Origin of the sequence: Thermogemmatispora aurantia, assembly GCF_008974285.1 — a bacterium.
Taxonomy (GTDB): domain Bacteria; phylum Chloroflexota; class Ktedonobacteria; order Ktedonobacterales; family Ktedonobacteraceae; genus Thermogemmatispora; species Thermogemmatispora aurantia.
In genome coordinates this window covers 380668-403025 of record NZ_BKZV01000003.1, presented here as the reverse complement: position 1 = coordinate 403025, position 22358 = coordinate 380668, and the positions used below count along the sequence as shown (strand labels likewise).

19 protein-coding genes are annotated in these 22358 nt (G+C 61.8%); 16 read left to right on the top strand and 3 right to left on the bottom strand.

From position 1 onward, the window contains the following. The first annotated feature begins 204 nt into the window (after positions 1-204). The gene (locus KTAU_RS11370) at positions 205-984 is read left to right on the top strand and encodes an SDR family NAD(P)-dependent oxidoreductase (protein ID WP_151728489.1); all 780 of its coding nucleotides are present in this window, start codon (positions 205-207) and stop codon (positions 982-984) included. Between the two features lie 152 nt (positions 985-1136). On the opposite strand, the gene KTAU_RS11365 is transcribed toward KTAU_RS11370, so the two are convergent. The 3 genes from KTAU_RS11365 to KTAU_RS11355 form a co-directional block, all read right to left on the bottom strand. After that, a complete protein-coding gene (locus KTAU_RS11365) occupies positions 1137-2078 on the bottom strand; it encodes a class I SAM-dependent methyltransferase (protein WP_151728488.1) in 942 nt (313 codons plus the stop codon). A gap of 545 nt (positions 2079-2623) precedes the next feature. Continuing rightward, positions 2624-3136: a putative immunity protein gene (locus tag KTAU_RS11360; protein ID WP_151728487.1), complete on the bottom strand. Its 513-nt coding sequence runs from the start codon at positions 3134-3136 to the stop codon at positions 2624-2626. 171 nt (positions 3137-3307) lie between these two features. After that, positions 3308-4933, bottom strand: coding sequence for a hypothetical protein (locus KTAU_RS11355; RefSeq protein WP_151728486.1), 1626 nt, complete (start codon positions 4931-4933; stop codon positions 3308-3310). A gap of 338 nt (positions 4934-5271) precedes the next feature. Here KTAU_RS11355 and KTAU_RS22145 point away from each other — a divergent pair, with 338 nt between their 5' ends. The 15 genes from KTAU_RS22145 to KTAU_RS11285 all read left to right on the top strand — a co-directional run bounded on the left by KTAU_RS22145 (position 5272) and on the right by KTAU_RS11285 (position 22357). Next, the gene (locus KTAU_RS22145; protein WP_265576171.1) at positions 5272-5400 is read left to right on the top strand and encodes a hypothetical protein; all 129 of its coding nucleotides are present in this window, start codon (positions 5272-5274) and stop codon (positions 5398-5400) included. Between the two features lie 368 nt (positions 5401-5768). Further along, on the top strand, positions 5769-6467 hold the full coding sequence (locus tag KTAU_RS11350; RefSeq protein ID WP_151728485.1) for an NUDIX hydrolase: 699 nt from the start codon (positions 5769-5771) through the stop codon (positions 6465-6467). 154 nt (positions 6468-6621) lie between these two features. Further along, positions 6622-7251, top strand: a complete 630-nt coding sequence (locus KTAU_RS11345; RefSeq protein WP_069804345.1) for a response regulator — start codon at positions 6622-6624, stop codon at positions 7249-7251. 52 nt (positions 7252-7303) lie between these two features. Then, entirely contained in the window at positions 7304-8866 is a 1563-nt protein-coding gene (locus tag KTAU_RS11340; RefSeq protein WP_069804346.1) for a PAS domain-containing sensor histidine kinase, read from the top strand. Between the two features lie 170 nt (positions 8867-9036). Beyond that, positions 9037-9450, top strand: coding sequence for a VOC family protein (locus KTAU_RS11335; protein WP_069804347.1), 414 nt, complete (start codon positions 9037-9039; stop codon positions 9448-9450). Positions 9451-9595: 145 nt separating this feature from the next. Continuing rightward, positions 9596-10477, top strand: a complete 882-nt coding sequence (locus KTAU_RS11330) for an FAD binding domain-containing protein (RefSeq protein ID WP_151728484.1) — start codon at positions 9596-9598, stop codon at positions 10475-10477. Beyond that, positions 10474-10992 (top strand): (2Fe-2S)-binding protein, encoded by a 519-nt coding sequence (locus KTAU_RS11325; protein ID WP_069804349.1) that lies wholly within the window; start codon positions 10474-10476, stop codon positions 10990-10992. Before KTAU_RS11330 ends, KTAU_RS11325 begins: the two co-directional genes overlap by 4 nt. Before the next feature lie 22 nt (positions 10993-11014). Then, a complete protein-coding gene (locus KTAU_RS11320; RefSeq protein WP_069804350.1) occupies positions 11015-13438 on the top strand; it encodes a xanthine dehydrogenase family protein molybdopterin-binding subunit in 2424 nt (807 codons plus the stop codon). A 99-nt stretch (positions 13439-13537) separates the two neighbouring features. Next, on the top strand, positions 13538-14317 hold the full coding sequence (locus KTAU_RS11315; RefSeq protein ID WP_069804351.1) for an SDR family NAD(P)-dependent oxidoreductase: 780 nt from the start codon (positions 13538-13540) through the stop codon (positions 14315-14317). Between the two features lie 52 nt (positions 14318-14369). After that, positions 14370-15080, top strand: coding sequence for a cyclase family protein (locus tag KTAU_RS11310; protein ID WP_151728483.1), 711 nt, complete (start codon positions 14370-14372; stop codon positions 15078-15080). 75 nt (positions 15081-15155) lie between these two features. Next, the gene (locus KTAU_RS11305) at positions 15156-16775 is read left to right on the top strand and encodes a class I adenylate-forming enzyme family protein (protein ID WP_170293228.1); all 1620 of its coding nucleotides are present in this window, start codon (positions 15156-15158) and stop codon (positions 16773-16775) included. Positions 16776-16781: 6 nt separating this feature from the next. Further along, the gene (locus KTAU_RS11300; protein ID WP_151728481.1) at positions 16782-18080 is read left to right on the top strand and encodes a hydroxyacid-oxoacid transhydrogenase; all 1299 of its coding nucleotides are present in this window, start codon (positions 16782-16784) and stop codon (positions 18078-18080) included. A 226-nt stretch (positions 18081-18306) separates the two neighbouring features. Then, positions 18307-19398 carry a LacI family DNA-binding transcriptional regulator gene (locus KTAU_RS11295; RefSeq protein ID WP_151728480.1) on the top strand — a complete coding sequence of 364 codons (1092 nt, stop codon included), beginning with the start codon at positions 18307-18309 and terminating at the stop codon, positions 19396-19398. 230 nt (positions 19399-19628) lie between these two features. Further along, entirely contained in the window at positions 19629-21206 is a 1578-nt protein-coding gene (locus KTAU_RS11290) for an APC family permease (RefSeq protein WP_151728479.1), read from the top strand. Between the two features lie 314 nt (positions 21207-21520). Further along, positions 21521-22357, top strand: a complete 837-nt coding sequence (locus KTAU_RS11285; protein WP_069804357.1) for a BtpA/SgcQ family protein — start codon at positions 21521-21523, stop codon at positions 22355-22357. Position 22358 lies beyond the last annotated feature (1 nt).

Below are 22358 nucleotides of genomic sequence, written 5' to 3'. Positions count from 1 at the left end.
CCCAGTGCAAGAGAGAGCACCTGAGCGCGCGCTTGCAGGCTGGCAACAGACCTTTCCTTCGGTATATGCTGTCTGTGAGCCTCTCTCCTGACGGGGCACGACGAGGTTGTCTCACTATGTTCCTATTGTCTGGCCAGACAAACAGCCGTCGAAAGGAGCGGAAACAATGGCGATTCCTGATGTGAGTCAAAAGACGCTGGCGAGCTGATCTCGCTGCGCGGGCGCAATGCGGTCATTACCGGTGGCGCTCGTGGCATTGGCCTGGCCATCGCTCAGCGCCTGGCGGAGGCCGGAGCGGGGGTGCTGTTAGGTGATGTGCGGACCGATGAGGGTCAGGCTGCGGCTGAGCGCCTTGCCGCGCGCTATCAGGTGCAGGCATTATTTGCCTCTGTTGATGTCACAGACAGCGATTCAGTGCGCAAGCTGGCCCAGAGGGCCGTGCAGGAGCTGGGCAGCCTGGATATCTGGGTCAATAACGCCGGCATCTATCCGAGCAGTCCGGCGCTGGAGATGTCCGATGAGCAATGGGACCGGGTGCTGGCGATCAATCTGCGCGGGACCTTTCTGGGAGCGCGCGAGGCGGCGCGTTGCATGATCCAGGCCCAACGTGGCGGCGTAATTATCAATCTGGCCTCGACTGCTGGCTACCAGGGAGGGGCTGGCCTGGCGCACTATGTCGCCTCCAAGCATGCCGTTCGGGGCCTGACGAAGAGCCTGGCCATTGAGTTTGGCCCCTACAATATTCGCGTGCTGGCCCTGGCTCCGACCCTGATCCGCACGCCGGGGATCTCCGAGCTGCGTCAGGAGATGACGGTCGCCGGAGCGCCCGATGTGCTCGGCGACTCATTCGGCGAAAGTCTGCCGCTGGGGCGGGCGGGCGTGCCCGATGACGTGGCACGGGTGGCGCTCTTCTGCGCCAGTGATTTGTCAATCTTGATGACCGGCAGCACGCTGCTGGTGGATGCCGGTGCGCTTGCTGGCTAATGCCTGCCTGTGAGGACCCCTAATCAAGGCTGCTCTCCTTTGGGCATTGTCGTGGCTGCCTGGCCCAGGTGGACGGCCATCCGCCTGGACCAGACACTGGTAAACCTCGCTGCTGCCGGGACGAACGAGATGATGGAGATGGCCCGGGCCTCTCAGCTGTGGACCGGCTTCTGACCGTAGGTGACTACGAAGGGACAGCGGGTCTGCAGCGTGTTCCATTCCTGGCTCGCACGCTCAATCAGATCCAGCACCTCCTGCTCCGGGACGTGGGAGAGGGTGGCGATCGGCCCGCTTACGGCTTTAGAGGCCTCGCGGAGATCAAGCGCCAATAGGGAGCCAAGCCGTCCCCCCCAGTCACCGACGGGAGCCTCAACCAGCTGGCGCTGAATATTGATGAGGCCAGCCTCCACCAGATAGCGCTCCAGTGAGCGCAGTACAACCCCTTCGACATCCAGTCCACGTAGAGCAGCCAGGGGCCTCCCCAGCTGATAGAATGCGCGCGTAGCTGGCCCCGCCGGTACGAAATCGTGCATAGTGCTGGTCTCAACCAGCTCAACCCAGCCACCGGGAGCAGTGACGCGCGCCAGCTCCTGCACCAGCCCTGGCCACGAGGGCAGAGGCACAGCCAGAATCAGCAGTCGCTGGTGAACAAAATCGAACGAGCCACTTTCGAAGGGCAGCCCCTGCAGGGCATCGCCTTGCACGAAGCGAAAGTTCGCTGGGGGCGTGCTGGTGACCTTGACCTGCTCCAGATCGAAGCCGATGACTTCAGCTTGAGGGAATTGCTGGGCCAGTTCAAAGGCCCACTGACCTGTGCCGCACCCCACGTCGAGGATACGGCGCGGCTGACCAATCGGGGCCAAATAGTTGCCGCGTAGCAGGCTGCGCAGGACATAATGCTGGAAGTCGAGCCGGTTCACCTCGCCGAGGTCTTTAGGCAGCAAGTAGGGCTGCTCTTGGAGATAACGACGGTTGCCCTGCAGGCGCGGTAGAGCACCCTCGCCAGTTTGCCGATCAGGCGCGGACGGAGTCGAACCTGTTGGACCAGCGGCAGTGGCTGGAGCGCGGCGGCGACGGAAGAACCACCAGGGCATCGGCAGCTCCTTTCCCCTCTTCGGGTGTCAGATCTCCTGTGAGGACGTTCCTGCCTCTGCTCATTGCCCTCCCTCTTATGATACCTTCCACCTGTCAATCGGCTGCCTGCTTACTCGCCAGCCAGGAGCATGGCCCAAAAGAAAAAGCAGCAGGCCACAACCACAGAACGAAAGCCAGGTCGGGCCTCTGGAGAAGTCAGGATCGTTTCCCTCTCAGGCCAGAGGCATCTCCTACTAGCTGGCAGGAGACGCTTCTCTGCCAGGAGTCTAGAGAAGTAGACTGGTCTCTGTCAATGTGTAGCAGAGGGAAAAAGGCGCTCCCCTTTATTTTTATGGTTTCTTAATGCGTTGCCTGTCTCCTGCCTGCCCGTCCGTTTAGCTGAGCCGTTCCTCAATAGGGCCTCATAAGAGGCGCTACGACCAGGCCGGGCGCCGAGACTGCCTTAGAGCGCTGATACTGAGAGGAGGCGTTGTCAGCTCTTCTGGCTCACCAGCCACCACTGCCACCAGATAGGCATCAATCAAGGGGCTTTCTGTAGATCAGATCAAGAGAAGACGAACCAGCAAAGAGCGTTGCGGGCCTGCTGATCGTCAAGAACCAGCTCACGAATGGCGTCGGGCAGTTGATCGCGCTGCCATTGGCACTCACGCAGCCGAACGCGCTCGCGCTCGCCCGCCGGTGCGGCAGCCTGAGCGGCCTTGATCGCATAGGCGGCGGCGCCCAGTGCATGGGCGGCAACGTGGGCAACAACGGCGGCCTGGCCAGCGGCATAGGCGGCGTAGCGAGCGGCCCCGCGCAGGTCTCTGGCTGCTGCCATTGCATGCCCGCCTGCCGCGCGGGCCTCCATCATCTTGATCTCGCCACGGACCCAGGCGCGGACAGAGGCGATGGCCTGACGCGGTCGAAGATCTTCCGCTCGCACCGACTCGAAGAGCGGCAGCACGTGCTCAGCGCAGGTCGCTGCCCAAAGGGCGAGCAAGTGGTGATGCTCATCGGTGAGCGTCCCCCCGCGGCGGATGGTCACCAGGCGCGGATCGCGCTCCTTCGGTAAAATCATATCCCTCGTTCCTTTCCAGCCAAATGTGTGCAGGAATCTACTGAGGTGAACCAGATCCACGTAGGCCGTCTTGCCAGCGGTCTTTGCCCGGCCCACCGGCAACCTGACCGCGAGTGAGCGAGGCGGCTGGCGGCTGGTGATTTGTTTGTCTCCTCGTGATGTGCCCGAGACTCAACCTGGGCGCGCGTCGCTCTCCGATCCACTCAGGTTGGAATCAGCCTCGTCAAGCCTGGCTGACGAAGCCTCGCTCTCTTGAAAGCCCGGCAAGGAGCGGACCATGCGCTGAATCTCGCGCCATTGTTGGTACGCCGAGCGCAGACGGCAGCGCATAAAATCGATACTCATGCTCAGGTCCTGCTGGGTGCGTCGCTGGGCGGCATCGCGGATCACCAGCGTTCCCACAACCGAGGCAGTCTCTCCCACCAGAGTGCCTGCGACCTGCCCGATCAGCGAGTAGAGCAGGCCGTTGTTGGTCAGCGTGACCTCAAGGAGGGCTCCGGCAATATTAAAGACGATCACTACTACGGGGGACCAAACCCTCAGCCGGATATGCTGTCTTCTCTCTTGCATCAGATGGACAATTTTTCTTGTCAAGCGCATGTAGCTCTCATACACATGAGCGGCGCCACCGTCGGCGAACGTCTGAGGTTGGGCGAGCAGGGTCCGCAGCTGCTGCATGTAGTGCTGCCATTCATCCATGCGGCGGATCTCGGCCACATCCTGCAGACTGAGCAGATGCAGAGACGGAAGGTTCAGTCCTTGTTGGACGAGATCAAAGGCCAGGCGCTTCAGGTGCTGCACGATCTCCTCGCCGGTGATCGACGGCAACCGTTGGGGGGCAGTCAGCTCCTGCAAGGAGATACGTGGCAGGCTATCGGCGGGCGTCAACAGATAACTGCCCAGAGCATCAGGCAGATTCGCATTATAGCGCAGATCGAAGAGCTGCTTCAACTCGGCAGCGAAAGGCTTGCGGCGGTCGTAGCGCCGCTCTGCCGTATTTGGCCCGGTGACCACAAACTCCTTATAGAGAGCATCGCGCGTCACCTCCTTGCCGGCGGCGGTCAGATCGAGACAAAAGCGTTCGACCTCGACCAGGCGCTGGCGAAAAGGCTCCCTGGCGCTTTCTGGCAGGCCGAGGTCCTGCAGCCAGAGATCGAGATCATGCTGGGTAATGGACTTGGCGAAACTGGCAAAGGGATGCACCAGCAGCCGCCTGGCCCGGCGTGCATTCTCCTGATCATCCCAGGAAAGGCGGAGACAGCGAGGGCGTACCTCCTGGCAGATCTCCCGCCACTGCTCGAAGGCAGCCGTGACGCCAAAAGCTTCTCCCTGGCCTGCTGGCAAGGACTGTGGCGGGTCTGCCGGACTGCGCTCGTGGAGCAGGAAAGGGACAATGACCGCCTTTTCGAGCAAATCCTTGAAGATCAGGCGCGTCGGATTATGTCGACCGACGTAATCCTGGGTCACTGCTGACGAGTTATAAAGGTAAGCGCGATTAAGAATAAGCTGTTCGCTGTGGATCAGGAAGCGGATATACTCCGAGCGCACGTGATTTCTTAAGATTCGCTTGTGGGCCGATGTCATTTCCCCCACCTGAAACGCTGGCTCAAGCAAGCTGCGCGGAAGCCACTGATTATCGAGGGCCTGAGCTACAACTGGAATATTCTCCAACTCATCGATGTTCAGACGCTCAAATTCAACGTTGCCTTCGCGTCCAATCCTGTCCGGTGGCTGGGGCTGCGTTGGCTGGGCCTGGTCCCGGTTCGGTGGTAAAGATGATTCGGGAGACTGATTCAAGGCCAGACTCCTTTTGCTCAGAGAAGTAGCGTTCTGCTCTACTGTCCTATGCGTCGCTCCTTGGATGAAGGATAAGGCTGAGTTCCCTCTGATTACTCCTAAACGTTACTGCTGGAGAGGTCAGGCTGTCTGCTACCAGGGTTATAACGCAGGCCAGGAGAAGGGATTGCCGGTCCGGCCACTCTCCAGGGGACCGACTGCCATGCTGGCTGAAGACCTGGAGCTTGGAACGGGGAAGCCTGGAGAGGCTGTCTACTCTGTAGTAGAAAGCCAGACGGGGGGGGATCAACAGCTCGTCTACGGGAGAAGTATCCTGACGGGGAGGAGCCGGGCGGTTGATGGAGGAGAGACGAAGTCGGCGAGTGATCCAGGACCCTGGCGTGAGTCAGCGTGCTGCGCAACTGGCTGGAGGCCCGCCGGGGAGGGAGCTGCGAGTCAGAGGGGAGCTGACTCGCTCGCGCTGCTAAGCTGGAGCCGGTGCGCTGCCTGGCAATCATGGGCCTTTGCTCCGTAGCGAATCAAGGAATTGGCTCCTGTGGCCACGAGTACACGCCCAAAGAGAGATACGGGAATTGTATCATACTTCCTTCTTCTGCGTCAAGCTATGATCAGCCAGGGTGATAGAGGCGGAGCCGGCTGAGAGAGGGTCTGGCCGGAGGCGCACCTTGACAGTGACGAAAAGGCTGGACTACTCTGGAACGTGTTGGGCATCGTGGATCTGCTGAAGGCGCGGCCAAGCCTGCTTGCTCATGAACCGAGCTCCTGCGTGCGGCCTGGCGCCTTCCCTGACGTAGTGACTGAGGATCTTACCAGGTTTTGCAGGAGCAAGAACGAGATGAAGAATCCAGAGCAGTACTTCGAACTGGTTCAGGAGCGCCCCCAGCTCTTCAGCAATCCCGAGGGGACTGCCATTACAATCCTGCTTGATCAGGAAGCGATTGCTCAGGCCGAGGCCGTCATGCAAGCGGCACTCATCGAGCAAGGAATAGACCCGGCCAGGGCCAGGGAATGGTCGCAGGCAGGCCTCGCCTATCGTGATCAATACCTGCTTGTGCTGCGCGATGCGGTACGTTTCCCAGATGGCGCGCTCGGTACCTATCTCCGCCTGGTGGAGCCGAGAGAGCATACGCCCGGTGTCGCGATTCTCCCGATGTATCAGGGAAAAGTCCTGCTGTTACGTCATTTTCGTCATGCCACGCGTACCTGGCATCTAGAGATTTCACGAGGATTTGGTTGGCCAGGATGCACCAGCGAAGAAAGCGCCTATAGAGAGCTTGAAGAAGAGCTAGGGGCAAGACCTTTACGTCTCGTCCCTCTGGGACAGATCCATCCCAATACCGGCATGGCGGCGGAGTGCGACGAACTCTTTTACGCTGAAGTCGCGGCCTACGGCGAGACAGACAGGCGGGAGGCCATTCAAGAGATTCTGCCGACGCCGCTCCCCCTATTTGAGCGTCTGCTCCGTGAAAACGAGATCACCGATAGCTTCACACTAGCGGCCTATGCGCAAGCCAAAGCCCGGGGACTCCTCTAGCCATCCTGGGCAAGATGCTGTGTCCGGCGGAGGCACCGCTCGAAGCGAAGGTGGGGGCGGGGACTCCGTTCGCTGCGCTGCTGGGTATGGTATACTCTGCTTCGGAATGCTGCCTGTAAAGAGGTCGCCGCTGATCGATCAAGGAGGCTGCGCAATGATTCGCGTCCTGATAGCAGACGATCACAAAGTAGTGCGTCAAGGATTGCGCCTCTTTCTCCGTATGGACCCAGAGATCGAAATTGTAGGTGAGGCAGCGAACGGCGCCGAGGCCGTCGAACTGGCGCGCCAGCTGATGCCCGATGTCGTCCTGATGGACATTCTGATGCCTGTCATGGACGGCATCGCCGCCACAGCAGCCATTCGCAAAGAGCTGCCCGAGATCGAAGTGCTCGGGCTGACCAGCGTGCTCGATGAGAAAACCATTGTCGAAATTATGCGAGCTGGCGCCATTGGCTATCTGCTCAAAGACCTCGACGGCGAAGAACTGTGTCGCTCCCTGCACGCAGCAGCCGCTGGCCAGGTGCAGCTTGCCCCCTCGGCCCTCACTCATCTGATGCACGAGCTGCGCGGGCAGGACCAGGTTGAGAAGCTTACTGAGCGCGAAAAGCAGGTGCTTCAGCTTGTCGGCCAGGGCCAGTCGAACAAAGAGATTGCGCGCTCACTCCGTCTGCGCGAAGAGACAGTCAAGACCCACGTCAGCAACATTCTCCACAAGCTCGGCGTACAGAGTCGCACCCAGGCCGTCCTGTATGCCATGCGCAATGGCTTAATGCCCGCGCCCTAGCACCTTCCTCGTCTATCCCACCGGGGAGGTGCGCCTCAAGGGAGGTACCACCATGTTAAGCAGCTCGCGACCCGCCCTGACCTCTCGCAGAGCAGGGGGCAACCACCTGCCCCTTCAGCACCTTTTGCATCTCAGTCGGTTAGACCCGACCATCGTCGCGCCTTTGCTGGATCTGTCTCCAGACGGCTACCTGATCAGCAATGCCGAGCAGATCTGTCTCTATGGGAATCGGGCTGCCGCCGAGATCTTCGGACGTGAAGCCAGCAGCCTGCAGGGCCAGCCTCTGAGCGTCCTCTTCCCCCAGCAGCAAAGCGATAGCGCCCAGCTCTTCAGCCTGCGGGCCGGGCGCTGGTCTGCGGTCATCCTGCGTTCCAGTGGAGAGAAACGAGAGGTAGAATGCCAGCAGAGCGTCATCGAGAGTCAGGGAGAGTGGTTCACCATCATCGTCATGCGTGACCTCACCTTCCAGCGCCAGCTTGAACGCAAAGCTGAAGTGCTGGCTCAGTTTGCCAGCACGCTGGTTGGAGCCGGCTCGCTGGAAGCCACGCTCAACGCCCTGGCCCGGAGCGTGGTCCAGGCAACAGGGGTCATGGCCTGCCTCGTACCGCTTATCAACGGTGATCCTCCTCTCTTCCGCGTGGTCGGCAGCTACGGTCTCCCGCCAGGCTATGCCCCCGGCCTGGTGCGACTGGTGCAGCAGGGCATCTGCCTCCCTACCATGCAGGCTTACGCGGAGCGGCGGACGGTCGTGGCGACCGGTCTGCGTCAGGCATTACTGGCCGACCCCCATTACGAGCCTGTTCACCCTTTCCTGCGCGCATCCTGCTGGGAGACCATCGTCTGCATTCCCTTGATCTATGGCAGCGAATGCCGGGGCGTCTTTACCGTGTATTGTCCGCCGGGGCCGCCGCCCGATGAGAGCGAGATCGCCTTCTTCTCGGCCATTGCCGACCAAGCAGCCGTTGCTGTCGAGAACGCGCGGCTGCTCCTGACCGCTCAGGAAAAAGCCGCCCTGGAAGAGCGTCAACGCCTGGCGCGTGAACTGCACGATTCAGTTGCTCAGGGTCTCTATGGCATCATCTTGGGGGCGCAGGCGGCCCGGGCTGCTCTGGAGGCTGATCAGGCGCACGCGCGCGAATCCCTTGATTACGTGCTTTCCCTGGCCAGAGCTACCCATGCAGAGATGCGCTCGCTAATCTTCGCCCTCCATCCCGAAGCCCTGGAGAGCAACGGCATCGTCGAGGCGCTCGCCCGGCGCGCCGCGGCCATTACAGCCCTGCACCAGCTAAACGTAGAGACACGGCTTGACGCTGAGCCAGCGCTCCCCCTGGAAACCAAAGAAGCGCTCTATCGCATTGCTCAAGAGGCTCTCTACAACGTGGTCAAGCATGCGCGTGCTCATCGCTGTCAGCTGGCTCTTTACAGAGAGACACGGGCGATAGTGCTGGAAGTAGGCGATGATGGCCAGGGCTTCGATACCTCTGCCGCCTTTCCCGGCCATCTGGGGCTGCACTCCATGCGCGAGCGCGCCAGTCAGATTGGGGGCATCCTGGAGATCATCAGCGTGCCGGCCCAGGGCACACTGGTCCGCGTCACACTCCCACTGGCCACTTAAGGACGGCCTCCTTCCCCTTTTTGGGGGAGGAAGCCCTCCCTCGAAAGTCTCTCCCTCCAACCATCCTTTGTCCGATGTATTCCACCCTGCCGGGATGCTACGCTAGGAAAGGAAGCGACAGCGGCGCGGAGTGACCTTATAGCTGTCCCCTGGCAGGAGTGTGCACTGTGATGGACATCCGTCGAGCCGATCATGTAGCTCTGCTGGTAAAAGAGGTAGACCGTTCGCGCCAGTTCTATAGCCAGGTACTGGGTATGCAGGAGATTCCTCGTCCTCCCAACTTTGACTTCCCCGGGGCCTGGTTGACCAGAGGAGATTTTCAGATCCACCTAATTGGCGAAGAAGTTGCCGGGCGTGCCTTGGAAACGCATCCTGGCTATCTGCCCGAGGAGCTGGCCCTCGGGCGTGTCACCCACCTGGCCTTTGAGGTCGCGAACCTGGAGGTGGCCAGACAGCACCTGCAGGCTCTGGGAGTGCCCATTGTTGGAGGACCGCGACCACGCGGTGATGGCGTCATGCAGCTTTACATCTGTGATCCCGATGGCCATGTCATCGAACTCTTCACCTGGACATCGCCCTCTTGAGCAAGCAATGGAAGAAGCGATGATCAGAACAGACAGCAAGGATAGTCGCCCTTGCTCCGAACGAGATCGCAGGGCTACCGCCTGCTCTCTGGCTGACGGCCCCTGACCTGAAGGACTCCGAGACGAGAAAGGAAGGAAACTGCTCATGAAGCCAGCGCGTTTCCGCTATTTTGCCCCACATACCATCACTGAGGCCGCGCAATTGCTCGACGAGCAGGGTGATGAGGCGCGTCTTCTGGCTGGTGGCCAGAGCCTGCTTCCCTTGCTCAATCTCCGTCTGGCGCGGCCCTCGGCCCTCATTGACCTCAACGAGATCCAGGCACTGGCCTTCATTCATCCGCGGAATGGTGGCCTGGTCCTGGGCGCCCTGACACGCGATGCTACCCTGGAGCGCGATCCACTGGTAGCAGCCCGGCAGCCCCTCCTGGCCGAAGCCGCCCACTACGTCGGGCATCTCGCCATTCGCCACCGGAGCACGCTGGGTGGTAGCCTCGCCCATGCCGACCCGGCGGCGGAGCTACCCGCCGTGATGCTGGCCCTGGACGCTGCCTTCACCCTGCAGAGCAGCACTGGCAGTCGCACCGTCGCGGCTGCGGCCTTTTTCAAGGGACCATTTCAGACGGCTCTGCAGCATGGGGAAATTCTGACCGAAGTGCACCTTCCTGGCTTGCCGCCCCGCAGTGGTAGCGCCTTCCTCGAATTCGCGCGTCGTGAGGGCGATTACGCCCTGGCCGGTGTTGCCGCTGTCATCTGCCTGGCCGAAGATGGCACTATCGCCCAGGCTCGCCTGGCTCTCTGTAGCGTTGCCCCTACCCCCCTACAGGCTATCGCCGCTGAAACCGTCCTCCGGGGCCGCCATCCCGACAATGCGGCCTGGCAGGCCGCCGCGGAAGCCGTTGTCGATGAACTCAAGGAGCCGCCCGCGGATATCCACGGCTCTGCCGAATATCGCCGTCACCTGGCTGGCGTCTTGACCCGGCGTGCCTTGGCGCGGGCCGCCCAGCGCGCAGAAAGGAGTCACTCATGATGGAAGACGACTTTATCCCAGTGCGCGTCTCTGTCAACGGAGTTCCCCATCGCCTCTTCGTCGAGCCGCGTCGCACCTTGCTGGACATGCTACGAGAGGACCTGGAACTGACAGGTACAAACGCCGGCTGCGAGCACGGCAGCTGCGGCGCCTGCACCGTCCTGCTCGACGGCCAGAGCGTGCGGGCCTGCCTGTTGCTGGCTGTCCAGGCCAATGGCCATGAGGTGATGACCGTCGAGGGCCTGGCCCTTCACGGACGTATGCATCCCCTACAAGAAGCCTTTTGGGAAAAACAGGGGCTGCAGTGCGGCTTTTGCACGCCGGGTATGCTCATGACGGCCTATGAGCTACTTCAGCAGAATCCCGATCCTGGCGAAGAGGAAATCCGTTCCGCCCTCTCCGGCAATCTCTGCCGTTGCACGGGCTATCAGCACATCGTCGAGGCCATCCGCCTGGCGGCCCAGCGCCTGCGTGAGGAGGCGGAGGCGGCCACCCCCTCGGGGACGACAGCTTGACCTCACGAAAGGAGCGTGCCCCATGACCACCACCGTCAGCGAACGAGCCTGGATCGGCAAGGACCTCAAGCGGCGAGAAGATCCTGCCCTGCTCATGGGAACGGTCACCTATATCAACGATTTCAAGATCGCAGGCATGCTGCACGCCGCCGTTCTGCGCAGCCCCTATGCTCATGCCCGCATTCGGGCCATCGACACCAGTGCGGCGCGCGCTCTGCCGGGAGTGCAGGCTGTGCTCACGGGCAAGGAGGCCGCCGAAGTCATTGGTCCTGTACCGGCTTTCTGCGCTGAGCCTGTAGTCGAACACGCCATCGCCGTCGAGAAAGTGCGCTATGCCGGCGAAGCAGTGGTCGCTGTCGCTGCCGAGAGCCGCGCCATCGCTGAGGACGCCCTTGACCTGGTTGAAATTGACTGGGAGCCGCTGCCAGCGGTGACCGACGCCCTCAGCGCCATGCAGCCCGGCGCGCCGCTCGTCCACGAGAACCTTGGGACCAACGTCGTCTATGACCATGTTTTTACCTTCGGTGATGTTGATGGCGACTTCGCCCAGGCCGATCATGTCATTCGGCGCCGCTTGCGCTGGCCGCGGGCCACAGCAGCCCCACTGGAGCCGAACGGGGCCGTCTGCGCTTATGACCCGGCCAGAGACACGATGGAGATCTGGTCGAATACCAACATGCTCAACTCGGCCTCCTGGGTCATGTCCAGCATGCTCAAGATCCCCCCTCACAAGCTCAACTTCTACCCGATGTACACCGGGGGCAGCTTTGGCAGCAAGCATTTCCTGGCCAAGGTCATCGGCATCGCCGGCGCCCTCACCAAAGTTACAGGCCGCCCGGTCAAGTTCATGGAAGATCGCCTGGACAACCTGATGGCCAACGATTCTCAGGGGCCGGAACGCATCTACGATGCCGAGCTGGCGGTGACCAAAGACGGCCAGTTCCTCAGTCTGCGCCTGCGGACCATCGACGACTATGGCGCCTACTTCATCTTTGCCATTACCGGCAATACCAACATGATGGCGCAGATTACCGGCCCCTATACCATTCGCAGCGTAGAAACGGGCATCAAGGCCGTCTTGACCAACAAAAATCAGCAGACCGTCTTTCGGGGAGCTGGCTCCGACGTTGGCAACTGGGTGCTTGAGCGCCTGGTCGATGCTGCCGCCGAGCAGCTGGGGATCGATCGCGTCGAGATCCGGCGGCGCAACTTCATTCAGCCCGACCAGTTCCCCTACAAGATCCCGACCGGCAACGTCTACGACAGCGGTAACTATCCTGGCGTCCTCAACCTGGCCCTGGAGCACTTCGACCTTGACGCCTGGCGCCAGGAGCAGGCGCGGGCGCGCCAGGAGGGGCGCTATCTAGGCATTGGGCTGGCGACAGCTCAGCAGCGCAGCACCTACAGCTCGACTGAGTTCTGGTTTCACAACCCCGCGCCAGCCACGGGCCTCAACTCAACCCCGGAAAGCGTGCGCATCAGCGTTGGCCCAACCGGAGGAGTGACGGTCACCATGTTCTCGCCGTTCTGGGGCAACAGTCCCGAGACCGTGGCGGCGCAGGTCGTGGCCGAAGAGCTGGGCATTGATCCCCGCGACGTCAACGTCACCTACGATAGCACCGCTCACGCCCTGCCAAGCGCCGGCCCGGGTGGCAGTCGCATGACCGTCATGCTGGCCGGCGCTGTACATGGTGCTGCCGCCCGCCTCAAAGAAAAAATCTTCAAAATTGCCGCTCATATGCTCGAGGCCAGCGTCTCCGATCTGGAACTCGTTGGCGGCCAGGTGCGCGTCAAGGGCGTTCCCTCCTCCTCTGTCAGCCTGGCTGATATCGGCATGCGCGCCTACTGGTTCAAGCTTGACCTGCCGCCCGAGCTGGAGAGCGGCCTTGAAGGCACCTTTACCTACGATCATCCCTATACCACGAAGCCGCACGACGACCGCAAGGATCTGGGGGTCTTCTATCCGATCATGGGGCACGCCGCCCATCTGGTGGCCGTCGAGGTGGATATCGAGACGGGCGCGGTGCTCTTCAAGAAGTATGTGGCCGTGCACGACGTTGGCACCGTGCTCAATCCGCGTTCGCTGCAGGGCCAGATCCGCGGCGGCATCGCCCAGGGCATCGGGCTGGCGCTCTTAGAAGAGGTGCGTTACGGGCCGGATGGGCAGAATCTCACGTCGACCTTTGTCGACTATCTCTTGCCCTCGGCCAGCGATGTGCCTGCCATCGAGGTCTACCATCAAGAGACACCCTCGCCCTTCACTGCCTATGGAGTCAAAGGTGGTGGAGAGGGCGGGCGCATGGTGGCGCCGCCAGCGGTCACGAGTGCCATCGAAGATGCCCTCAGACCCTTCGGGGTCAGCATTGACGAGATGCCGATCACTCCCGAGAAGATTGTCCGCTGGGTCAAGGAGGCCCAGAGCCGCCGCCAGGGGCAGAGCAACTGAGGCGACGACCCTACCACCGCAGGCAGCCGCTCGTTTTGGAGCGGGCTGCCTCCTCTTTCGTCTGGCTCTGCATAGCGTTCCGCTGAGGAGGCATTGCATATGCTCTTGCAGGAGAAAGTGGCCGTCATCACCGGTGGCGGACGTGGCATCGGTCGCGCGATCGCCCTGGCCTACGCCCGAGCCGGCGCTCGGTTGGCGCTGGCCGCTCGCTCTGTGGCCGCCCTTGAAGAAACGCGCCGGATGGTCAGCGACCTCGGTGGCGAGGCCGTGGTCATTCCGACCGACGTCAGCGAGGCGACGGCGGTCGCCGGACTTGCTCAGGCCGTGCGCGAGCATTTTGGACGGGTAGATATCCTGGTCAATAACAGCGGCACCGCTGGACCAACCACCCCCCTCTGGGAGGTCACCCCTGACGCCTGGGAAGAGACCTTTGCTGTCAATGTCCGCGGCCCCTTTCTCTGCTGCCGGGCCTTGCTCCCGCTGATGATCGCTCAGGCTTCCGGCTGCATTCTCTTCATTGGCTCGATGACCGGTAAACGGCCCCTGTTCGGACGCACACCCTATGCAGCCAGCAAACTGGCGCTGGTGGGGCTGGCGCGTACCTTGGCCTGGGAGGTTGGCCCCTATGGCATCCGCGTCAATGTGATCTCTCCTGGTCCCGTCGAGGGCGAGCGCATCGAACAGGTCATCCGCAAGCAAGCTGAGATCAAGGGTATCAGTCTGGAGGAGGCGCGCGCAACCTTCCTGCGCGATGCCCCTCTCGGGCGGCTGGTTGCGGCGGAAGAGGTCGCTGCCGCGGCGGTCTTCCTGGCCTCGGAGCAGGCGGCTTCCATCACAGGGGAGGACCTCAATGTCTCAGCGGGCATCGTCATGTATTAAGAGCGAGAGGCCCATCAGGTCAGCTATTCTACACGCGGAGGGATTGCGAACAATGACACGCCTGATCGACCTATCCCAGGAAATCTACCAGGGCATGTACGTCTATCCGGGTCACCTGAAGACCGTGATCTGGGAGCACCATTCGCATGAAGAGACGCGCAGGAACTTCGAAGGTGGTTTCTCCTACCAGTCGCGCGGGCTGCTCATGAGCGACCACGGTCCCACTCACGTTGACGCTCTCAGCCACCTTGATCCGCGTCCCGAGGCTCCCTCGATCGACCAGATGGCGCTCGATCTCTTCTATGGTCCAGCGCTCTGCCTTGATGTCTCCTTTAAGGAGCCGCAGAGCTACATCGGAGCGCGCGATCTCGATCTGGCCCTGGAAGGCTCCAGAAGCGAGCTGCGGCGCGGCGATATCCTGTTGCTCTACACTGGCACCTACAACCGTTACCACGGTACCGCTGCCTATCTGAGCCAGTACCCCGGCCTCGATGAGGCTGGAAGCAGCTGGCTGGTTGAGCATGGGGTCAAAACCTTCGGCGTGGACGCGCCCAGCCCAGATAATCCCATCAGCCGAACCTATCCCTGTCATATGATGTGCCGTGCCCACGGAATCACCCATTACGAGAACCTGGCCAACCTTGAGCAACTGGTGGGGCGACGCTTCATCTTTGCCGGCTTCCCCCTGCGCATTCGCCAGGGCACCGGCTCGCCGGTGCGCGCTGTCGCCATTCTCGAAGACGAGATCGATGACAAGCGGTGAAATGCCGCCCGGGACGAGGCCCAGGGCCAGAGAGAAGAAATGACTGAATCACTCAGGAAAGGAGGAGGAGGAAAGATGAGGCCGGAGCCGTCAGTTACGTCTGGGCCTCTTCCAGAGCGCACACGCGAGACCCATTACGGCAGAACGGTCCTGACCTATGCTCGTCGCCCACGGCATTTCAACGAGGTACTGCGCCGCTCGGTGGAGACCTTCCCAGAGAAAACCGCGCTGGTCTTCGAAGGCCAGCGCTGGAGCTATCGTCACCTCTGGGAGGAGGCCTGTTCACTGGCAGCAGTTCTGCAAGAGGATTACGCTTTCGGCGTTGGCGAGCGCCTGGCGGTTCTTACCGGCAACCTCCCGGAGTTCGTCATTGCCGCAGTTGGCTGCTCGTTGCTGGGGGCGGTGCTGGTACCACTCAATACGCGCCTGCGTGGGCCGGAGCTGGGGGCTTTGCTGGCGCATTCTGGCAGCCGGGTGCTGATTACAACAACAGAGCACTGGGAGCAACTGGCCCCAGAGCAGGCAGCCTTGAAGGAACTCCGGGGCGTCTTTGTGATTGGCGACGAGCACGCCCAGGGGCAGGCGGGAACTCGTCCCTGGCGCGACCTGCTGCGCGGCGGCCACCCCAGGCCGGTCGAGATCGACGAAGACAGCCCGGTCTACCTCTGCTATACCTCGGGGACCACCGGCCTGCCCAAGGGAGTCATCTGCACCCACTTTAACCTCATCCACACCCTCCTCAACTACGAGCTGGTCAAGGGACTGAGCGCTGACGACGTCACTCTGCTCGGCGTTCCCATCTTTCATATTACCGGGCTGGCGGCCCAGTTCGCCCAGTTTCTCTATCAGGGTGGCACGCTTGTCCTGCAGCGCCTGCCTTTCCGGCCCGGCCCGGCACTAGAGCTGATCGAACGCGAGCGTGTGACACACTTCTTCGGCGTGCCCACGATGTACATCATGCTCATGAATCACAGCGATTTTCGGCAGCGCGACAGCTCATCGCTGCGCCTGGCGGCCTCGGGTGGGGCCCCTTTGCCACCAGATGTCGTGCGGAGCTGGACGCAGCAAGCCCCGCAGGTGCGGTTTTTCAACTTCTACGGCCTGACCGAGACCACCTCGCCTGCGACCTGCCTGCCGGACCGCTACAAGCTAGAGCGACCCGGCTCGGCGGGGTTGCCCCTGCCGGTCAGCGAGCTGCTGGTTGTAGGCGATCATCATGAGCCGGTGCCTCCAGGGGAGGTCGGCGAGCTGGCTATTCGCGGCCCTATGGTCTTCAAAGAGTACTGGCGCAATCCAGAGGCGACGCAGGCGGCCTTTCTCGACGGCGGCTGGTTCCTGACAGGTGACATGGCCCGCCTTGACGAGGATGGTTTCGTGCACATTGTGGATCGCAAAAAGGATATGATTAATAGAGCAGGAGAAAAAATCTACTGCGCCGAAGTCGAAAATGTTCTGTATGGCCATCCCGCTGTGCTGGAAGTGGCCGTCGTTGGACAGGCGGACCCGTTCTACGGAGAAATCGTGAAGGCGGTAGTGGTGCCGCGTCCGGGTCAGGTGCTGGATAGCGAAGCGCTGCGGACCTTCGCGGCGCAGCACCTGGCCTCGTTTAAAGTGCCAGCGCTGATCGAAGTGCGGGACGAGCTGCCGCGCAACCCTGGCGGGAAGGTCATGAAGCAGCTACTGCGAGGGAGATGAACCATCATGGGGTGCCTCGACATTCCGAACGAAACCGTCTTTGTCATGGAGATGACCCCCATCAAGTTTGGCGTAGGAGCAACTGCCGAAGTGGCCTATGATGCCAAACGGCTGGGTATCCAGCGCGCCTTGATCGTCACCGATCGCGGCCTCATGCAGCTCGGCCTGCCCGAGCGCGTGCGCCGTCTGCTCACCGAGGCGGGCCTCCAGGCAGACATCTACGATGACGTTCACGTCGAACCGACGGATCGCTCGTTTGAAGAGATCGCCCGCTTCATCGAGGGCCGCAACTACGATGGAATGATCGCCATTGGCGGAGGCAGCAGCATCGATACTGCCAAGTGGGCGCGCCTCTATGCCACCTACCCGGCGCCGCTCATGGACTACGTCAATAAGCCCATCGGCAAGGGGCAGCCCGTCCCCGGACCGCTCAAGCCGCTCATCGCCATACCGACAACCGCCGGCACAGGCAGCGAAACAACGGCGGTGGCCATTCTAGATATCCTCGCTCTCAAAGTCAAAACTGGCATCTCGCACCCCTTTCTCCGTCCCACATTCGCTATTATCGACCCCCTCAACACAGTCACCCTGCCACCGATGGCGACGGCCTATCCTGGCTTCGATGTCCTCACCCACGCGCTGGAGTCCTATACCAGCCGGCCTTACCACGCCCGCCCGCGCCACAAGCCGGAGGAGCGTCCGGTCTATGTAGGGAGCAATCCCATCAGCGATCTCTGGTGCGAGAAGGCGCTGGAATATCTCGGGCGCTACCTGCGCAGGGCCGTCCTCAACGGCATGGACGTCGAGGCCCGCACCTATCTGGCGCTGGCAGCCACCTATGCCGGCATCGGCTTCGGCAACGCCGGCGTCCATATTCCGCATGCCCTCGCCTATCCCATCGCCGGCATGGTCAAGCGCTTCTCGCCGCCTGACTATCCGCGCGAAGAGCCGCTCATCCCGCATGGCCTCTCAGTGATCGTCACCGCGCCAGCAACCTTTCGCTGGACCTATCCCGCTGACCCGGAGCGTCATCTGCGGGCAGCCCAGTTGCTCGGGGCCCAGGTCAGCGGCTTGAATGAGGCGCAGCGACGCGAGATCCTGCCACAGACCTTGCTGACCCTCATGCGCGATACGGGGGTGCCCAGCGACCTGGGGGCGCTCGGCTATACAGGTGAGGAGATACCAGCCCTCGTCGAGGGAGCGCTCAAACAGCAGCGCCTCCTCGTCAACAGTCCGCGCGCTGTAGGTGCCGAAGAGCTGCGCCTGCTGATCGAGCAGAGCTTTGAGGCTGCTCCCAGGACCTGAGATTGCACAGGGCCTGATGTCCCGGTGCCTTGGCGCTCAAAGATCCCTCTGGTGGGCTGCCGCTCTCGCCCACTGTTCCACCCTGGCCTGCGCTCGCGACCAGCAGCGGACGACAGGGCGGCAGCCAGGCCCTACCCCTTGACAATCAAAACGTTTTCCCTTATACTTCCCCTATCAAAGTCAAAACGTTTTGATTACCTGGTGAAAGGTCCTAAGCGGAGCAGGGATGACCACCATCAAAGATGTTGCGCGGGCGGCGGGTGTCTCGGTAAGCACGGTCTCGCATGTGCTCTCGGGGCGGAGACCGATCAGCGAGCCTACGCGCCTGCGGGTTCTGGAAGCCATCGAGCGTCTGGGCTATCGCCCGAATCGGCTGGCCCAGGGCCTGGTGAGCAAAAGCAGCCGTTCGCTAGGGCTGCTGGTGCCGGACCTGGCCAACCCGTTCTTTGGCAGCATGGCTGAGGCGATGGAGATCGCCGCGCACGACCGGGGCTATAGCGTCATTCTCTGTAACACGAATCTTGATCCGAAGCGGGAGGCCGACTATCTTTCGATGCTGCTCAGTCGTCAGGTTGACGGCCTGCTCTATTTCCCCGGGACGCGCGTTCCCAATCGAGCGCTGCTGGAGGCGGTGGCTGCCGGGGTGCCTGTGGTAGTCGTTGACGAGCGTATCGATAATCTGCCAGGCGTCTTCGTGGACAACTTTGATGGGGGGCGCCAGCTTGGGCGGCTGCTTGCGCAGTTGGGGCACCGCTCGCTGCTCTTTATCGGTGGGCCGGAGGGTCTGCCCACTGTCACCGATCGCCTGAATGGTCTCCGCGCCGGCCTGGCCGAAGGCGGGAGTGCGTCCGCCACCGTAAACCTGCTCCTGCGCTTTGGCGAGTATCGCGCCAGTCACGGTTACGAGACCATCCATGCCTGTGCGCGTGAGGGAGTCTTTGCTGCTGTGGGGGACGAGCGTCCGACCGCGGTCGTGGCGGCCAACGATATGATTGCTCTTGGGGCGCTGCGCGCCTTGCGTGAGCTGCAGCTACAGGTGCCGCGCGACTGCTCGCTCACTGGCTTCGATGGCGTTGAGTTCACGGCCATGATCACGCCATCGCTAACGACGGTCCAACAGCCATCGACGCGGGTAGCCACTGCCGCCGTGGAGCTGCTGCTCCAGCGCATCGAGGCCCACGAGCACCACCGTGACCGCGAGCGCGCCAATCATGAGCATCAGCCCTCTGCGGAGGCCACGCCTGTGATCCCGCACGTCGTTCTACCGGTCACGCTCGTGGTACGCGAGTCGGTGGCGCCACCGCCGCAGCTGCGCTAGTGACTTTCATCCATCGCCGCTTGATGGTAAGATCGAATTCGCCTCTGGAGGTGAGAGCAGCACAACACCCTGGTTTTCCTCTGTTTCAACCTGTCAGGCCAGTCGTATGTCCTGATCTCTGGACATCATAGTCACATGACTCTCTCCCACGGTGAGCTGCTTTTGCCGGGAGGGACAGCTATCGCTGTTGTCCGCTGTTTGCATTCCCCTGCATCTGGAGGGAGGATCTGATGTCTACCGTCAGCAAGGGAGCAGCTGGCACCACGACGCATTTTGTTCGCAATGCCACCGGTCTGGTGCGCGAGCTGTCGCCGTTTGACGCCTTCAACCTGGTGTTTTCCGCTGTCCTCATTCCGGTGGGGATCACCCAGGTCTTCTCATTTGCGCCCACCTTCTGGCCTGGTGCGAATGTCCTGATCTCCTTCTTGCTCTCCCTGCCGCTGGTCTTCTGCTTTGGCATGGTCTACCTCTATTTCACGGTAGCGATGCCGCGCTCCGGCGGTGACTATGTCTGGGTCAGCCGGGTACTGGGGCCGGGGATTGGCTTCTTAACCAATCTGACGCTGACCTTTGTCTTCACGACCTGGATCTCCTTTAATTTCACGACCATGCTCACGCTGCTGGGTCCCAGCCTGGGCTTTGTGGCCGGTTTCACCTGGGCCCCCGACCAGCTCACGCAATTTCTGATCGCGACTGTCCTCACCGTGGTCTTCGCTGGCCTGATGGTGCTGGGGGCCCGGCGAGTAGCGCGCTACATGTTGGTGATGTTTGTCGTGGTCTGGCTGGGCATGCTGGTCTGGCTGGTTGGTCTGGCGATGACCGATCACAGCGCATTTGTCAGCAATTTTAACGCGCATAGCGGCACCACCCTGGCCAGGGTGGTCAGCGCGGCCACGAAGGCGGGTTTCTCGGCAGGCTCGGGTCTTGATTGGGCTGGCACGATCTTCGCTATGATCTACGCCTTCCAGGTCTTCACGGGCTTCCAATGGACCGGCTACTTTGCGGGTGAGATCAAGAATGTGCGGCGGACCGCGACCTTCTCGATTCTGGGGGCTTTGCTTATCAGTGCTCTGCTCTACATCTTGGGGAGCGCCCTGATCTATCGCACCTATGGCTCGGAATTTGGCTCGCTGGTCTATCTGGGCTTCAACGTCTCGCCTTCGCCCTTGTCATTTGCTCCGTACTTACCGTCGCTGGTCAAATTCCTCTCGCTGCCCACTTTCCTACAGGTGTTTGTAACCGCCTGCTTTGTGCTCTCGGTGCTCTGGTGGACGCCGACCGGCTTTATGATCGCCACGCGCAACCTCTTCGCCTGGTCCTTTGATCGTCTGGCGCCGGCGGGGGTGGCGGAAGTGAGCGAGCGCCTGCACACGCCGGTGATCGCCACAGTGGTCATTGCCCTCTGGATCGAGTTGCTCAATTACCTCAACATCTATCAGGGCCTGAGCGCCCTCCTGATCAACGTGATTGCGGTCATGGCGCTGGCCTTTATCGCTGTGGCCCTGGCGGCGATCTTGATGCCCTTCACGCGCCCGTCGCTCTTTGAAGAGGCGCCGGCGATGGTGCGCGCACGCCTGCTCGGCATCCCTGTACTGACGCTGGTCGGCATCGTCATGCTCTTGAGCTGGGCCTTTGTCCTCTATGTCACCTTTGCGACGACCGCCTTTGGAAAGGTCTCGCTGCTCTCAATGGCGGAGGCCTTCGCCGTGCCCATCTTGGGCCTGATCTACTATCTGATCGTACGCTTGATCCGCCAGCGCCAGGGCATCCAGCTCAGCGCGGCCTTCCGGGAGATTCCTCCTGAATAGGGCAGGAGAACAGGAGAAGAAGAGGGGGGCGCCTGGGGACAGATAGACAGACAGACAGCCAGACAGACAGCAGCCTCGGCCTGCCAGTCAATCAGCCAGGCTGAGGGCGAGAGAGACCTGTCCCAAGGCCGCTTCTGGTCCTGGTCTGGGAACGAGGGAAGGCATGGGCGAGAGCCGTGCCGTCTCCTCTCTACCTGGACCAGGACCAACAGACGATCGGGTGAGACCGGTCGCGAGGACAGTGCAGCCACTTGTCTGTCACCTAGACCGATGTGCTTGTGCGCTAAGTCGCTCACAGGAGAGAAAGAGAGAAGATGTCAGAGAGAGCAGCAGGGCCAGGCTCCGTGCTTGAGCAGCTCTTCGGACGCCCGCGCCCGGTGATCGCCATGATGCATTTGCCGCCCTTACCGGGGCGACCGCTCTATGACAGTCGCGGCGGGATGGCCGCCATCGTCGACGCCCTGCGGCGCGATCTGGAAGTTCTTCAGGAGGGGGGAGTAGACGGGTTGCTCTTCTGCAATGAAGGCGATCGTCCCTATGCCCTCAAGATCGATCGCGCTCAGGTAGCGGCGATGGCCGCCGCCATTGGCGAGCTGCGTCCCTATCTGAGCTTGCCTTATGGGGTTGACCTGCTCTGGGACCCACTGGCGGCGCTGGCGGTCGCCCAGGCGGTACGAGCCAGTTTCGTGCGCGAGGTCTTCACTGGTGTCTACGACAGTGACATGGGCCTCTGGCAGCCTGATGCCGCTGCGGCCCTGGACTATCGCCGGCAGATCGGGGCCGACAACATTCGGCTCTTCTTCAACATCGAGCCGGAGTTTGCCCGTCCACTTAGCCCGCGCCCCATTGGAGCGCTGGCGCGGAGCGTCGTTGTTTCCTCACTGGCCGATGCCATTCTGATTTCCGGTCCAATGGCTGGAGCTGAGGCCGATCTCAGTCACATTCGCGAGGCCAAGGCGGCAGTTCCTTCCACACCAGTGCTGGCCAACACCGGGGTACGTATTGAGACCGTGCGCGCCACCCTGGCGGTGGCGGATGGAGTGATCGTCGGCACTGGTCTCAAGCGCGACGGCTATACCTGGAACCCGGTCGACCCGGAGCGTGTGCGGCGCTTTATGGATGAGGTGCGGGCTGCGCGCGAGGAGGCCTGAC

Coding starts and splice junctions, on each gene's coding strand:
- KTAU_RS11365 (WP_151728488.1), bottom strand. CDS start 2,078: ATGCCCTGGTGGTTCTTCCGTCGCCGCCGCGCTCCAGCCACTGCCGCT.
- KTAU_RS11360 (WP_151728487.1), bottom strand. CDS start 3,136: ATGATTTTACCGAAGGAGCGCGATCCGCGCCTGGTGACCATCCGCCGC.
- KTAU_RS22145 (WP_265576171.1), top strand. CDS start 5,272: ATGGAGGAGAGACGAAGTCGGCGAGTGATCCAGGACCCTGGCGTGAGT.
- KTAU_RS11350 (WP_151728485.1), top strand. CDS start 5,769: ATGAAGAATCCAGAGCAGTACTTCGAACTGGTTCAGGAGCGCCCCCAG.
- KTAU_RS11345 (WP_069804345.1), top strand. CDS start 6,622: ATGATTCGCGTCCTGATAGCAGACGATCACAAAGTAGTGCGTCAAGGA.
- KTAU_RS11340 (WP_069804346.1), top strand. CDS start 7,304: ATGTTAAGCAGCTCGCGACCCGCCCTGACCTCTCGCAGAGCAGGGGGC.
- KTAU_RS11335 (WP_069804347.1), top strand. CDS start 9,037: ATGGACATCCGTCGAGCCGATCATGTAGCTCTGCTGGTAAAAGAGGTA.
- KTAU_RS11330 (WP_151728484.1), top strand. CDS start 9,596: ATGAAGCCAGCGCGTTTCCGCTATTTTGCCCCACATACCATCACTGAG.
- KTAU_RS11325 (WP_069804349.1), top strand. CDS start 10,474: ATGATGGAAGACGACTTTATCCCAGTGCGCGTCTCTGTCAACGGAGTT.
- KTAU_RS11320 (WP_069804350.1), top strand. CDS start 11,015: ATGACCACCACCGTCAGCGAACGAGCCTGGATCGGCAAGGACCTCAAG.
- KTAU_RS11315 (WP_069804351.1), top strand. CDS start 13,538: ATGCTCTTGCAGGAGAAAGTGGCCGTCATCACCGGTGGCGGACGTGGC.
- KTAU_RS11310 (WP_151728483.1), top strand. CDS start 14,370: ATGACACGCCTGATCGACCTATCCCAGGAAATCTACCAGGGCATGTAC.
- KTAU_RS11305 (WP_170293228.1), top strand. CDS start 15,156: ATGAGGCCGGAGCCGTCAGTTACGTCTGGGCCTCTTCCAGAGCGCACA.
- KTAU_RS11300 (WP_151728481.1), top strand. CDS start 16,782: ATGGGGTGCCTCGACATTCCGAACGAAACCGTCTTTGTCATGGAGATG.
- KTAU_RS11295 (WP_151728480.1), top strand. CDS start 18,307: ATGACCACCATCAAAGATGTTGCGCGGGCGGCGGGTGTCTCGGTAAGC.
- KTAU_RS11290 (WP_151728479.1), top strand. CDS start 19,629: ATGTCTACCGTCAGCAAGGGAGCAGCTGGCACCACGACGCATTTTGTT.
- KTAU_RS11285 (WP_069804357.1), top strand. CDS start 21,521: ATGTCAGAGAGAGCAGCAGGGCCAGGCTCCGTGCTTGAGCAGCTCTTC.